General features: G+C 79.0%; 11 protein-coding genes. 3 read left to right on the top strand and 8 right to left on the bottom strand.

What is annotated here, in order from left to right:
• Positions 1 to 2: 2 nt before the first annotated feature.
• The 4 genes from LO771_RS28455 to LO771_RS28440 all read right to left on the bottom strand — a co-directional run bounded on the left by LO771_RS28455 (position 3) and on the right by LO771_RS28440 (position 5127).
• Complete coding sequence (locus tag LO771_RS28455; protein WP_230747776.1) at positions 3 to 1097, bottom strand: glutamate--cysteine ligase; 1095 nt, start codon at positions 1095 to 1097, stop codon at positions 3 to 5.
• Between the two features lie 559 nt (positions 1098 to 1656).
• On the bottom strand, positions 1657 to 1872 hold the full coding sequence (locus LO771_RS28450) for a hypothetical protein (RefSeq protein WP_230747773.1): 216 nt from the start codon (positions 1870 to 1872) through the stop codon (positions 1657 to 1659).
• A 145-nt stretch (positions 1873 to 2017) separates the two neighbouring features.
• Entirely contained in the window at positions 2018 to 3943 is a 1926-nt protein-coding gene (locus tag LO771_RS28445; RefSeq protein ID WP_230747771.1) for an ABC transporter ATP-binding protein, read from the bottom strand.
• A 26-nt stretch (positions 3944 to 3969) separates the two neighbouring features.
• Complete coding sequence (locus LO771_RS28440; protein WP_230747769.1) at positions 3970 to 5127, bottom strand: DUF1611 domain-containing protein; 1158 nt, start codon at positions 5125 to 5127, stop codon at positions 3970 to 3972.
• A 989-nt stretch (positions 5128 to 6116) separates the two neighbouring features.
• On the opposite strand from LO771_RS28440, the gene LO771_RS28435 reads away from it, so the two are divergent.
• Complete coding sequence (locus LO771_RS28435) at positions 6117 to 6914, top strand: GNAT family N-acetyltransferase (RefSeq protein ID WP_230747767.1); 798 nt, start codon at positions 6117 to 6119, stop codon at positions 6912 to 6914.
• 187 nt (positions 6915 to 7101) lie between these two features.
• Here the strand turns inward: LO771_RS28435 and LO771_RS28430 are convergent, their stop codons facing one another.
• Together LO771_RS28430 and LO771_RS28425 are read right to left on the bottom strand one after the other, a co-directional pair.
• Positions 7102 to 8481, bottom strand: coding sequence for an aldehyde dehydrogenase family protein (locus tag LO771_RS28430; RefSeq protein ID WP_230747766.1), 1380 nt, complete (start codon positions 8479 to 8481; stop codon positions 7102 to 7104).
• A 104-nt stretch (positions 8482 to 8585) separates the two neighbouring features.
• Positions 8586 to 9290: a type 1 glutamine amidotransferase domain-containing protein gene (locus LO771_RS28425; RefSeq protein WP_230747763.1), complete on the bottom strand. Its 705-nt coding sequence runs from the start codon at positions 9288 to 9290 to the stop codon at positions 8586 to 8588.
• A 432-nt stretch (positions 9291 to 9722) separates the two neighbouring features.
• On the opposite strand from LO771_RS28425, the gene LO771_RS28420 reads away from it, so the two are divergent.
• Positions 9723 to 10313 (top strand): hypothetical protein, encoded by a 591-nt coding sequence (locus tag LO771_RS28420; protein ID WP_230747761.1) that lies wholly within the window; start codon positions 9723 to 9725, stop codon positions 10311 to 10313.
• Here the strand turns inward: LO771_RS28420 and LO771_RS28415 are convergent.
• Positions 10301 to 11416 (bottom strand): hypothetical protein, encoded by a 1116-nt coding sequence (locus tag LO771_RS28415; protein WP_230747759.1) that lies wholly within the window; start codon positions 11414 to 11416, stop codon positions 10301 to 10303. The two genes, LO771_RS28420 and LO771_RS28415, sit on opposite strands and share 13 nt — an antisense overlap.
• Positions 11417 to 11809: 393 nt before the next feature.
• Positions 11810 to 12874, bottom strand: a complete 1065-nt coding sequence (locus LO771_RS28410; RefSeq protein ID WP_230747758.1) for an NAD(+)/NADH kinase — start codon at positions 12872 to 12874, stop codon at positions 11810 to 11812.
• A 118-nt stretch (positions 12875 to 12992) separates the two neighbouring features.
• On the opposite strand from LO771_RS28410, the gene LO771_RS28405 reads away from it, so the two are divergent.
• Entirely contained in the window at positions 12993 to 13211 is a 219-nt protein-coding gene (locus LO771_RS28405) for a hypothetical protein (RefSeq protein WP_230747757.1), read from the top strand.
• The last annotated feature ends 255 nt before the right edge of the window (positions 13212 to 13466 follow it).

Below are 13466 nucleotides of genomic sequence, written 5' to 3'. Positions count from 1 at the left end.
GCTCAGCCCGAGACGGTCTCCCTGGTCACCAGGTCGACGACGGCGAGCGGGCCGCGCCGCAGCGCCTCCCGCTGCCGGTCGGCGCCCGTGCCCTCCCGCAGGAGCCGGTGCACCAGGGAGGCGACCTCGCGGGTGTCCCCGGCCTCGTCCAGGGCGGCCGCCACGTGGTCCAGGAGGGAGCCGAGGACGTCCCCCGCCCGCCGGGCCGCGCCGGTGCGCGGGTCGACGAGGTTCCCGCCCAGGCCGGAGCGGGCCGCGTGCCAGGTGGCCGCGGCCAGCAGCTCGCCGGGAGGGGGCGTCTGCGGCAGGCGGCGCTCCTCCTCGTGCAGCGCGGTCGCCACCAGCGCGCGGGTCAGGCCCGCGACCATCACCGCGTCGTCGCACCGCAGCTGCACGTCCGCGACCCTGACCTCCACGGTCGGGTAGCGCTCCGACAGCCGCGCGTGCCAGTACAGCTGGCCCAGGTCCCGGATGGTCCCGGTCCCCAGCAGGGTCCGGCAGCGCTCCTCGTAGTCGTCCGCGTCCGCGAAGTGCGGCGGCGGGCCGCTGACCGGCCACCGGCCGAAGACCAGGGTGCGCCAGCTCGCGAAACCGGTGTCCGCGCCGCACCACAGGGGCGAGCTGGCGGACAGCGCCAGCAGGACGGGCAGCCAGGGGCGGATGCGGTTGAGGACCGCCACCCCCGTCCTGCGGTCCTCCACGCCCACGTGGACGTGCATGCCGTTGATCAGCTGCTCCTCCACGAGGCGCGGCGCCTGCTCCCGCATCGCCCGGTAGCGTGGGCTGTCGGCCACGGGGACCGGCGTGCCGCAGGAGAACGGCGCCGCCGCGCACGCCGCGATCCGGCACCCGCACTTCTCGGCCGCGACGCCCGTCGCGTGCCGCAGCCGCAGCAGGTGGCCGCCGACCTCCGACAGGTCGCGGCACACGGGGGTGGCGGTCTCGACCTGCGCCTGGAGCAGCTCGGGGGAGAGCTCGCGGTCGCCCAGCGGGGGCTGCAGACGGGCCGCGGCCTGCACCTGCTCGGCCTGGGCCACCGGGAGACCGGTGACCGGGTCCAGCAGCAGGAACTCCTCCTCCACGCCCACACTGATCACGGGTCACGCGTACCCCGGTTCCCGGTCCGGAACCGGGGTCGTGCGGGGGAGCGGGACCGGCGCGGGGGAGGGGGACCGGCGCGGGCGCCGCCCGCGCGCCGCGTCCGGGGGCGGGGCGGCCCGGCGGGCCGTACGCTGCGTCCTGCGTCCTGCGTCCTGCGTCCTGCGTCCTGCGTCCTGCGTCCTGCGTCCTGCGCCCGCCGGCGCCCTGCGGCGCACGGCAGAAGGCCCCGGACGGGGCCGGGGCGGTGCGGCCCGCGGGCGGGCCGTGCGGCGGGGTGTTCCCGGCGGCGAGTGCCGCGCCGCCGGGAACACCGTCCTTCCACGGTTCGACGGTCGGACCGGTGGCAGCCGGTCCTGCTGGGGCCGGTCCCGCGAGGGTCGTCCGGCGGTCCGGTCGGCGCACCCGCCTCCCGTGTCCGCCCCGCCGCCCGATCCGGGCCGTCCGCCGCCGGAGCGGTGGACCCCCGGGGGTCCGGGCTGCGGGAGGGCGGTCGGGGAGAGGGCCTCTCCTAGCGCCTTCCGGGCGGGGGCGGCCACGCGCCCCGGCCCCGGTGCGTCACTGGTTGACGCTGATCCACTGGCCGGAGTTGGCCTGGGCGACGGCGTCGTCCGAGAAGTTGTTCACCGCGTACGAGCTGTTGTCGGCGTGGACGTTGGCCACGTGCTTGGTGACGCAGGTCAGCTTCGTGAGGTTGAGGCTGAACCGGCCCAGGGCCTCGCGGCCCGGCAGCAGCTCGGCGGACTCGTTCTCGAGCTCGGTGGCGTCGATCACGGGGATCTCCTCATGGGGGAGTGGGGGTGGGAAGGGGCGGCGGGCCGGCGGCCCGTCGTCCGGTCTCGTCGGACGTCCTGTCCGACGACACCGGACGCTACGGCCTCGCGGGAGGTCGCCGCAAGTGCCGAACTGCGACTCTGTGTCACTGGTTTGTAACAGAGCGTTCCGGGGCGGTCCGGGGGTGCGCCCCCGGACCCGGGGGCGCACCCCGGCCGGCCCCTGCGGCGCCCGGGGCCCGCCGGGGGCCGTGGAAGGGCGGGCGCGCCGCCCCCGCCGGGTGCGCCGCCGCCCGCGCCGGGAGGACCGCCAGGCGGCCGCCCTCCAGCACCCACACGGCGTCCGCCCCGGCCAGGAGGTGCGCGGCGGCGGTCACGCACACCACGCTGCCGGGGTAGTCCCGCCACACCTCCTCGAACAGCTCCCCCGCCAGGTCGGCCTCGTCCACGAGGAGCACCGGCGGCCGGCTGCGCACCGCCCGGACCAGCGCCACCCGGTGGCGCAGCGCCGCCGACAGGCCGAGGCCCCCCTCGCCCACCCGCGTGTCCAGGCCCCGGGGCAGGGCGGCGGCCAGGCGTCCCTCCAGACGTCCGGCCAGGTCGTCCCAGGCGGGGTCCGGGGGGTCCTCCCGGGCGCCGTCGCGGGCGTGGTCCCGGGCGTGCCCCCGGGCGCTGTCGCGGGCCGTGTCCGCCGGGGGATGTCCGGGACGGCGCGTCTGCGGCGCGGCGGGCCGCCGCGGCGGGTCGCCGTGGCGCAGGCCCGCCGACACGCTGCCCCGCAGCGGCGGCAGGTCGCGGCTGACCAGCCGCACCGCACGGTGCACCGAGTCCGGGTCGTGGCGGGCCAGCGGCAGGCCGTCCAGCGCGACCGACCCCCGGTCCGGCACCGCGAGCCGTGCGGCGACCGCCAGCAGCAGCGACTTGCCGCCGCCCGCGGGGCCGGTGACGGCGACCCTCGACCCGGGCGCCGCGCACGCCGTGACGCCGTCCAGGACGCCCTCCACGCACACGTCGACCAGGTCCAGGCGGCCGGGCCCGCCGCGCAGCGCCCCCGCCCCGGCGGGCGGCCGCAGCGGAGCGGGGACCGAGAGGACCTCGCAGATGCGGCGCCGGGCCACGGCCGACGCCTGCCGGTACTCCTGGACCCGCGTCAGCGAGGAGACCGGACCGCCGAGGAAGCCCGCCACGGGCAGCAGCCACCCCAGCAGCTCCCGGTGGGACGCGTCGGAGAACCCCACCCCCACGACCACCAGGGCGGTCCCGATCCGGCAGCCCTCCGCCAGCGCCCCCAGCGCCCCGGCCCACCGGGCCTGCTCCACCGACGCCTCGCCGAGGCGCCTGCTGCGCCGGGAGAGCATCCGGCGCTCCTGCCGGACCCGTCCGAGCGACTGCAGCACGGCGGTGTGGGTGACGCGCTCGTTGACGAACGCCGCGAGCCGCCCGCTGTGCCGCCGCGTCTCCCGCAGCCGCCCCGCCAGGCCCCTGCCGACCAGGACGGAGCCCGCGGCGGTCGCCGCCACCAGCACGGCCGCCGCCACGCCCGCCCCGGGGGAGAGGACGGCGAGGGCGGCGAGGGTGCCCGCCACGGACACCCCGTCGACGAGCAGCGAGGCCAGCCCTCGGCCCACCCAGAGCCGCAGGGCCGCCGCGTCGCCGGTGAACCGCAGCACCGTCACCCCGACCGTGCGGCGCCCCGGGCCCCACGCGACGCTGTGCGCCAGGTGGTCGAAGAGCAGCATCCGGACGGCGTGCACGTAGCTCTGCGCCAGGCGCTCCGCGAGGGGCGGGCGCACCGCCTGGAGGGCCACCGCGGCGACCGCGGCCGCCGCCAGGAGCGCCACCAGCGCGGCGGCCGGCCAGTGCGCGGGGGAGTCCCACACCGCCCCGCCGGACGGGCCGCCCGCGCCGCCCGGGCCCGCCGCGGCCCCGGACGGGCCGGGAGGGTGCCGCGCCCGGGCGGCGAGCACGTGCAGGGCGACGGAGAGCGCCACCACGCACAGGGCCTGGCCCAGGCCGGCCAGCACCAGCAGGACCGTCATCCGCCGCCGGCCGCCGCCCAGGGTGCGCGGCATGCGGATGCGGTGGCCGCCGCGGCGGGTCACCGGACCGCGTCACCGACGCCGGAGCCCGTCAGCTGCCGCCCGCCGGGCTCCGGCACCTGCGGGACGGCCCGGTCCGGCACCCGGGCCGCCGGCACGGCCGGAGCCCCCGTCAGGACCGATGCCGCCACGGCCGGTTCCGAGAGGTCCGCCGACCCGTAGACCGGCACCTCCAGCAGCTCCGCCGCCTCCGCCACGGCGAGCGGGGAGGCGGTGAACACCCCGCCGACCGCCCGGACCGGCAGGCCCTGCCCGGCGAGGTACCGGGACCCCGCCACCGCGCTCACCGCGTCCGGCGCGGCGAAGAGCACACCGCCGACCCGGCGCCGGAACGTCCCCGTCCCCAGCAGGAACGACGTCTCGCGCTGCAGGATGCCGTCGGCGACCTCCAGCACGATCGCGTCCACGCACTGCCGCGCCAGGTGCGCCACCGCCGCCCGCAGCACGCCGAGGACCTCGGCCGCCTCCAGCCGGTAGGTGCTGGGGAAGCCGAAGTCGGTGAAGTCGACGACGCAGGCCGCCCCCGCGTCCGCCAGCAGCACCGGGTCGCCGGGCGCGCCGGTGCCGGTGACCTTCGCCCCTCCCACCCGGCGGCCCGCGCGCACCAGGCCGCGGACCAGGGACGCCGCGGCGGTGGACTTCCCCGCGTTCATCGACGTGCCCAGCACCGCGACGGTCGGCGGCCGGACCGGCCCGTCCGCCCCGAGCGGGTGGGCGAGCGCCCGCAGGTTGAGCGTCGCCCCCGACTCGCCCGCCACCAGCCCGACGGGGCGGAGCGCGGTGGGCGGCAGCATGGAGGCGTGCCGGGAGACCACGGTCGCCGCGATCCCGCCGCCCGCCGCCAGGTGGCAGGGGCCCAGGTGGTCGGGGACCACCGCCTCGAACTGGTCGGGCGCGTACCGGTCCCCGTAGACGACCACCACGCCGTCGCCCGGGAACAGCCGGCTGCGTGCGCCGTCCCGCTGCCCCAGGAAGCGGTGCTGCCCGATGCCGGTGACCCGGCAGAGCACCAGGTCCCCCCGCCGCGGCCGGTGCTCGCCCGTCCGCACCCGCAGGGGGCGCAGGGTGCCGTAGCCGACGTCCAGCAGGCGGCGCGCGGTGTACGCGACCTTGGCCTCGCCGCCGTCGGCGACGCCTTCGAAGTGCACGTGGTCCATGGGTCTCTCCAGGGGCTCGCGGACGGGGCTCGGCCCGGTCCGGGGCTTGCGTGTGGGGGTGCCGTCCGGGCGCGGGGCGGTCCGTCCGGAGCGGGCCGCCGGTGCGGGCGCCCCTCCGCGGGTGCGCACGCGTCCGTCCGTGCGGGGCCCGTCCTCCGGGGCGGCCCTCCCGCGGGCGGGTCCGCGGACCCGCGGACGGGCCGGGGAGCCGCGGCGTCCGCGGCGGCGCACCGGGCGCGGTGGTGCCGCGCCCGGCGGGTGCGCCTCAGCCGCGGGGCTGCGGCGGGCGGGCGGCGTCGGCGCGCGGCGGCAGGCGCAGCGCGTCCGTCCCCGCGCTTGCGGGCGGCGGGCTGCCGGGCGGCGCCGTGCCGCCGGTGTCCGCGGGGGGCCTCGGCGCCGCCCCGGCCGCCGGGGCGGCACAGGTCCGCATGCGGCAGGGCAGCGGTCCGCGGACCTGCGCGGCTCCGCCCGCGCCCGGAACGGCGGGCGCCGCCTGCGCAGTGGCCGGGACGGCCGGGGGGATGGGTGGGGCAGGCACGGACTCTCCAGGGAGGGGCGGCGGCCCGTGCTCCCCTGAGGGGCGCGGGCGGCGGTGGTCCGCGGCGCGGGGCCGCGGTGCGGGTCTCCTGGGAGAGGTCAGGATCCGCACGGCGCCGCGAGGGCGCCCGTCGGGCGGGTGCGGGCCGGGTGCGGGCGGCGGCCGCGGGCCGTGGCGTCCCGGTTCCCCGGAGCAGCCCGCCTGACCGCACGACACCTGACGCGCAGTCGCGAAGGTAGCAGACCGGGTCGTCCCGCGTCCGCTTCCCCGCGGGGCGCGGGGATCCGGCGCAGGTGCCCGGGCGGGTCGGCCCCGGCGGCGGGCACCCCGGCCCCGGGGCGGCCGTGCCGGAGCCGCCGGTACCGCCCGTGGCGCCCTCGGAGGCGGGGCCCCGCGGGGGCGCGGGGGAAACCGGCGTGACCGGCGGCCCGTCCCGTGCTGGGATGGGCGGATGGACCACGCAGAAGTACTCGCCCTGTTCGACCGCCAGGTGAGGCGGGGGGCGCGGCCCGACGGCCCCGGCGCCCGCGTGGAGCGGGACGGGGCCGTGGTGCGGCAGGTCGGCGCGGAGCACGGCTGGAACGGCGTCGTCTGGTCGGACCTCGACGAGGGGACGGCGGACGCCGCGATCGCGGCCCAGGTCCGCTGCTTCTCGGCGCTGGGGCGGGAGTTCGAATGGAAGCTGTACGCCCGCGACCGGCCCGGCGACCTCGGCGCCCGGCTGCGGGCGGCCGGGTTCACCCCCGAGCCGGAGGAGACCGTGATGGTCGCCCGGGTCCGGGACCTGCCCGCCGACGCCAGCCTCCCCGAGGGCGTCCGCCTGCTCCCGGTGGCCGATCCGGCCGGGGTGGACCTCGTGGTGGACGTCCACGAGCAGGCGTTCGGCGCGGACGGCGACCGCCTGCGGCGGCGGCTGCTCGACCGGCTGGCGCACAGCCCGGGGACGGTCCGCATGGTCGTCGCGGTGGCCGACGGCCTGCCGGTGTGCGCGGCGCGGATGGAACTGGAGCCGGGCACGGACTTCGCCGGCCTCTGGGGCGGCGGCACCGTGCCGGCCTGGCGGGGCCGGGGCCTGTACCGGGCCCTGGTCGCCCACCGCGCCCGGGCCGCCGCCGAGCTCGGCTACCCGTACCTCCGGGTCGACGCCTCCGACCGGAGCCGCCCCATCCTGGAACGGCTCGGGTTCGTCCCGCTGGACACCACGACCCCGTACGTCCACCGGCCCCGGCGCGAGGACCGCGGCCGCTGACCGGGCCGCGCGGCCTCGGCCGGTCCGGTCGGCCGCCGGACCCGACCGGCCGTCGCGGCGGCGGCCCGGGCGGTCCCGCCGTCGAGCCCGCCGGACCGCCCCCGTGCACGCCGCCGGCCGCGGACGCGCGGGGTGCGCGTCCGCGGCCGGGCGGTGGCGGTGGCGGTGCCGCCGCAGGGCGGCGGGGTCAGTCCAGCGGCTTGTCGAGCACGGCCTTGCGGTGGCTGAAGGTCTCGAAGCCGTAGCGGCCGTGGTAGCTGCCCATGCCGCTCTCGCCGACGCCGCCGAAGGGCAGGTCCGGGACGGTGAGGTGCGCGACCGGCAGGCCGAAGGCGAGGCCGCCGGAGGAGGTCTCCTCGGAGAGCCGCCGCCGGGCGTCCTCGTCCTCGGTGAACGCGTACAGCGCCAGCGGCTTCTCGCGGTCGTTGACGAAGGCGATCGCCTCGTCGAGGCCGTCGACCTCGACGATCGGCAGGATCGGACCGAAGATCTCCTCCTGCATGACCGGCTCGTCCGCGGCCACCCCGGCCAGGACGGTCGGCGCGATGTACCGGGTCTCCCGGTCGTGGCCGCCGCCGACCACCGTGCGGCCGGAGCCGAGCAGGCCGACCAGGCGGTCGAAGTGCCGCTCGTTGACGATCCTGCCGTACTCCGGCGACGCCGCCGGGTCCGGTCCGTGCAGCGCCGTGACGGCGTCGGCCAGGGCGGACTCCAGCGCGCGGGCGGTCTCCGGGTCGGTCAGCACGTAGTCGGGGGCCACGCAGGTCTGGCCGGCGTTGAGGAACTTGCCCGCCGCCAGCCGGGCGGCGACCTGCGCCACGTCCGTGCCGCGGTCCACGAACGCCGGGGACTTGCCGCCGAGTTCGAGGGTGACGGGGGTGAGGTGGCGGGCCGCCGCCGCCATGACGATCCGCCCGACGGTGCCGTTGCCGGTGTAGAAGATGTGGTCGAAGCGCTGCTCCAGCAGGGCCGTGGTCTCGGGCACGCCGCCCTCGACGACGGCGACCGCCTCGGCGTCCAGGTACGCGGGGAGCAGGCGGGCCAGCACGGCGGAGGTCGCGGGGGCCAGCTCGCTGGGCTTGGCCACCACGCAGTCGCCCGCGGCCAGCGCGGCGACCACGGGGGCCAGCAGCAGCTGGGCCGGGTAGTTCCACGGGGCGATGACCAGGACGACGCCGAGCGGGTCGTGGACGGTCCAGGCCGTGGCCCCGCCGAGGAAGTCCGGGACGGGGGCGGGCTCGGGCCGCAGCCACTCCTCCAGGTGCTCCAGGGTGTGGTCGATCTCCCGGACGGTGAAGTCGACCTCCGTCCGGAACGCCTCCTTGCGGCTCTTCCCCAGGTCCTCGTGGAGGGCGGCGGCGAGGTCCTCGCCGTGCTCGGTCAGCAGGGCGCGCAGCTGCCGCAGCTGCCCGGTGCGCCACTCCAGCGGCCTGGTCCGGCCGGTGCGGAAGGTCGCGCGCAGCCGGGCGACGACCGCCGCGGGCTGCTCCGGGGCGTCCTGCCCGCGGCCGGCGGTGCCGGACGCGGTGGCCTGGGGGGTGCGGGTGTCGGATACGGGGTGTGCCATGCGTGTGCCTCGTCTGTGCCGTGCTGCCGCCGGGGCGGCGTGCGGGGGTGGTCGGGCCGGGTGCGGGCCGCCGCGGTCCGCGGGCCGCGGCGGCCCGGCGGCGGTCAGCCGCGGCCGAGGGCCGCCAGCAGCTCGCGTGCCAGCCGCTCGGACGACGCGGGGTTCTGACCGGTGTGCAGGTTGCGGTCCGTCACGGTGTGCTCGCTGAAGGGGGCCTCGGACCGGTAGTCGGCGCCCAGCTCCTCCAGGCGGTCCTGGAGCAGCCACGGTGCCTTGTCGGCCAGGCCGACGGCGCGCTCCTCGTCGTTGCTGAAGCCGGTCAGGCGGTACCCGGCGAAGGGCCAGGACCCGTCCTCGCGCCGGGCCGCGAGGAGGGCGGCGGGGGCGTGGCACAGCACGCCGAGCGGCTTGCCGGAGTCCAGCGCCGCGGTGAGCAGGCGGCCTGAGCCGGCGTCGACGGCGAGGTCCTCCATGGGGCCGTGGCCGCCGGGGTAGAGGACCGCGTCGTACCGGTCGAGGTCGACCTCCTCCAGCTTGGCGGGGTGCTCCAGGTCGGCCCGGATCGACTCCAGGTAGGAGGCCACCTCGTCCGCGTGCTCCTTGCCGCCGTTGGCGTCGGGTGTCAGGCTGCCCGCGTCGACGGTGGGGACCACGCCGCCCGGGGTGGCGATGGTGACCTCGCAGCCGGCCTCGCGCAGCACGCGGTGCGGCGCGGCGAGCTCCTCGGCCCAGAAGCCGGTGGGGTGCGGGGTGCCGTCGGCGAGGGTCCAGTGGTCGGCGCCGGTGACGACGAACAGGACGGCGGTCATGACTGCCTCCTTGCAGGGGTTTCGGTGCCGCGGGGGCGGTGCCCGCGCCATAAGCTTGAGTAGCTCAAGCAACTAAATACATGTAAACGCCAGTATTTGACAATGTCAAGTGATCTTGGGTTTCTTGGCCTCTCCGGCGGTGCCGGGGGCGGTCCGCGCCACCGGCGCCCCGGACGGGGGCTGTGCGGCCGCCGGAAGGATCCGGACACGGCCTGCTCCGGGCCCGTGCCCGGCCCGCGCCGGACGAAACGCCCGGCCGGTGCGCCCCGGCCCGCGCCGACCGGGAGCGCCGGGGCGGCCGGCGGCGGTCGGCGGTGCGCCGAGGACGGCGGGATCCGGCCCGCACGGGGGGCCGGCCGGGTGCCGGAGCGCGCCCGGCCCGCGCCGGACGAGGCCTGGCCCGCGCCCGGACGGCCCTGGTATGCATGGCGGGTGCGCTTCGACACCGTCCCGACGCCCCCGGCCGTCCGGGACCGGCCCCGCGACCCCCGGGGCTACCCCGTACCCGCCGTCACCCCGTGGGAGGACGGCGAGCCGCGCTTCGCCCTCACCGACCACGCCCGCAGCGCCGACTGCGCGCGGATGCGGCTCTGCGCGGTCTGCGGCACGCCCATGCCCCCGGGGAGCGTGTGGCGGGTGGTGGGCGCGGCCGAGAGCGCGGCGATCGCCGACGCCCTGGCAGCGGGCCGCCCCTACCGCAACCTCGCCCCGACCACCGAGGGCCCCGGCCACCGGGCGTGCATGCTCTACGCCTCCATGGTCTGCCCGTACCTGGCCCGGCCCAACGCGCGCCGGGGCACGGCCGCGCCGCAGCCGGACGGCGCGGCGGGCCGCGCCGTCCGGGGCGCCGCGCGGGGTGCGACCGGGGCGGTGGCGGCCTTCGGCGCCTACGAGTACGCGGTCACCGCGACGCAGGTGCTCTTCCGCTTCCTGGACGTGGTCGAGTTCCTGCCCCACGACACGTCCGACGTGCACCTGGACGAGCTGCGCGCCGAACTCGCCGGGCGGGGTCAGCGCCGGTAGGCCGGCAGCCCGGGGCGGCCGGAGACCCGCACGGGGGCGGCCGAGCCGTCGACCGGCAGCGTGACGACGCCGTCCGGGGTCCTGGCGGCGACGGTGCGGCCGTCGGGGGAGAACGCGGGCTCGGTGTAGTCCGTCGCGGCGTGCGGGGTGAGGTCCCTCGTCACCCGCCCGTTCTCCGTCGCGCCGCTCACGAGGAGGTGGTCGTGGCCGCCGACCGAGCGGACGAAGACGACCTCCCCGCCGGGCCCGGCCGGGGACACCGCGGGCTCCGAGCCGTGCCCGACCGGGGCGCTCGTCGCGCGCAGGTTGTCGTCGAGGACGTAGACCTCCCCGGTGGAGGGGTTCGCGTAGGCGACGTCCGCGTACCGGCCGCCCGCGCTCGGCCAGGTGTTGCCCGCCTGCGGCAGCGGCCCCCCGCTCCCGCCCTCCCCGGCCCGCAGCGGCAGGTCCAGCGGCCGCGGCGTGCCGCCGGTGGCGGGCACGGTCTCCAGCCCCGTGACCCCCTTGACCCGGGCCGCGAAGACGAGGTCGTTGCGCGCCCTGAAGCCGTAGCGGGGGTCGGCCGCCATCACCCGCCAGGCGGGGTGGGACCAGGTCTGCCCGCCGGGGTTCCCCGCCACGACCGTCCGCCCGCTGCCGTCGGGGGCGGAGACGACGAGGTCGCCGCGGCCGTCGACGAAGGCCGCCCTGCGGCCGTCCGGGGACCAGGCCAGGTCCCGGACGGGAGTGCCGAAGTCGACCCTGGCCCCGCCCACCCGCACGTACCGGGTGCCGTCGCTGACGGTCAGCGTCCCGCTCCTCTCCCCGCCCGCGCCCGTCCCGCCCGCGCCGGTTCCGCCCTTCGTGGCAGGGACGGCCGTCGCAGCCCCTCCCGCGGCCCCTCCCGGCCCCCCGGACCCGCCGGGGGAGGCCGTGCCCGTGCCCCCGGAACCCCCCGTTCCGCCCGCCGGGACGGCGCGGGAGGCGGCGGGAGCCGTGGGAGCCCCAGGGCTCCCGGCCGCGGTGCGGCCGTCGCCCGACGGGCCGCACCCGGTGGTCAGGACCGCCGTGCCCGCGGCGAGCGCGACGGCGGTGGCGGTGGCGACGAGTGTGCGAGCAGGCATGAGAAGGCCCCCGGAGGTGCGGCCGCCGCCGTGCCCGCCGCAGCCGCGCGGTGCGCGGGCGGGCGGCGTCCGGACGGGCCGCCGGTCCGGACGCTGCCCGAAGGATGCCCGCCCGGGGTCCGGGCCCTGTCCGGCGGTCGTCACAGCCGTGCAACGCCTCCGCGCCGCCCCGGCGGCACCCGTGTGAGGTGCGCCACGCGCCGGTTCCGGATGAAGGCCTCCCGTGGCGGTGTCCGCTCCTTGTGGGCCGCGCCCCCCGAGTGGGCCGGCAAGATCCGCTCCGGCCGCGTCGGGGACCTCGTCCCCTTCGGTCCGGAGCTCCTGCGCACCCTGCACCGAGCGGGCGGCGCCCCGGGCCCCGGCCCTCCCGGGAGGGGACCGGGGCCCGTCCCGTCACCCGTCACCCGGGTGCGGCGGCAGGCGCAGGTGGGCGAGGTCCGGCGGGACCGGCCCGTCGGGCCGGTACAGCGGCGGGGCCTGCCCGTCCGCCGCGGCCGCCGGGGCGTCGGCCAGCCGGAAGCGCTCGCGCAGCCGGCCGTAGAAGTCGGTGGGACCCAGCCGGACCAGCCGCAGCCGGCGGGGCGCCGCGTAGACCGCGACCCAGTCGCCGGGGTCCAGCACGCCCCGCAGCTGGCCGTCGATGCTCACGGCCACCCGGCCGGAGTGCGGCAGGACCCTCACGGCGACGACCTCGTCCGGGGCGGCGACCAGCGTGCGGTCGAACACCATGTGCGGGGCGACGGGCGTGAAGACGACGGCGTCGACGTGCGGGGAGACCACGGGCCCGCCGGCGGCGAAGCTGTACGCGGTGGAGCCGGTGGGCGTGGCGGCGACCACCGCGTCGGCGGAGTACGAGGCGAACAGGCGCCCGCCGAGGTAGACGGCGAGGCTCGCCTGCCGGTCGCGGGCGAGCTTCTCGAACACCACGTCGTTGAGGGCGGTGACGTCCAGCGCCACGCCCCAGCCCACGTCCTGCGGGTCGCCGGGCCTCAGGTGCGGCGGGGGGAGGGCCGGCCCGCGGCCGTAGCGCAGCAGGGCCTCCATGCCCTCGGGGAGCTCCAGCGGGCGGGACGCGCGCAGGGTGAGCGTCATCCGCTCCTCCAGCAGCGCCCGCCCCTCGTGGACGGCGTCCAGGGCGTCCTCCACCCCGGCGGCGGCGACCTCGGTGAGGAAGCCGACCCGTCCCAGGTCCACACCCAGCACCGCGGCGTCGCAGGCGGCGGCGATCCGCGCCCCGCGCAGGAAGGTGCCGTCGCCGCCGAGGGTGACGATCAGGTCCGGGTTCCCCGCGGCCTCGGCCTCCTCCCGGCCCCCGTGGCGCGGCTCGTCGTCCCGCCACACGTCGATGTCCACGGCCGGGACGTCCCGCGCCGCGCACCACCGGCGCACCGCCTCGGCCGCGGACACGGCCTCCTCCCGTCCCTCGTGCACCACCATGCCGATCCGGCCGACGGGCATCGGGCACCTCCCGGTTCGAGCGGTTCCGTCCTCCAGCATGCGCCCCCGGGCACGCGTCCGCCGCGCCTCCCCGGCCGCTCCCGGCCGCCCCCGCCCCGGTCGGCCGGCCGGATGGCGCGTGACGTCGACGACCGCCCGGCCGGCCCGTGACCAGAACGCGATCATGAGGAAGGCCGCCGGCACGAGGTCGCGAACCGGCGGGATGCGGTGGGGGAGGACGATCGAGGCGCCCGAGCCCGGCGGCCCGGCGAAGGTCTGCGCGGAGCTCCTCGGCCGGCGCATCTGGGACGGGGAGCGCCTCACGCCGTCCACCGCCGCCGTCCGTCGCCCCGGCTGAGCAGCCCCTGAGGCCGTCCACGCCGACGGCGGGCGGCCGCCGCGCCGCGGACCCGGGCCACGGCCGGTGCCTCCCGTGCCCCGTCCGCCCGTGGTGGTGCGGTTGCTGCGGGCTGTCCGGGGTGGGGCGGGGGGGGGTGGTGGGGTCAGGTGAGGGGGAGGTGGGCGTGGAGGCGTTTGCCGTGGGGGGTGGTCTCGGTGTGGAGGCGGGTGCAGAGGGCGAGGACGATCTCGAGGCCGTGGCCGCCGATGCGGG

The organism is Streptacidiphilus sp. ASG 303 (assembly GCF_020991365.1).
GTDB lineage: Bacteria > Actinomycetota > Actinomycetes > Streptomycetales > Streptomycetaceae > Peterkaempfera.
This window is presented reverse-complemented; position numbering and strand designations above follow the sequence as displayed.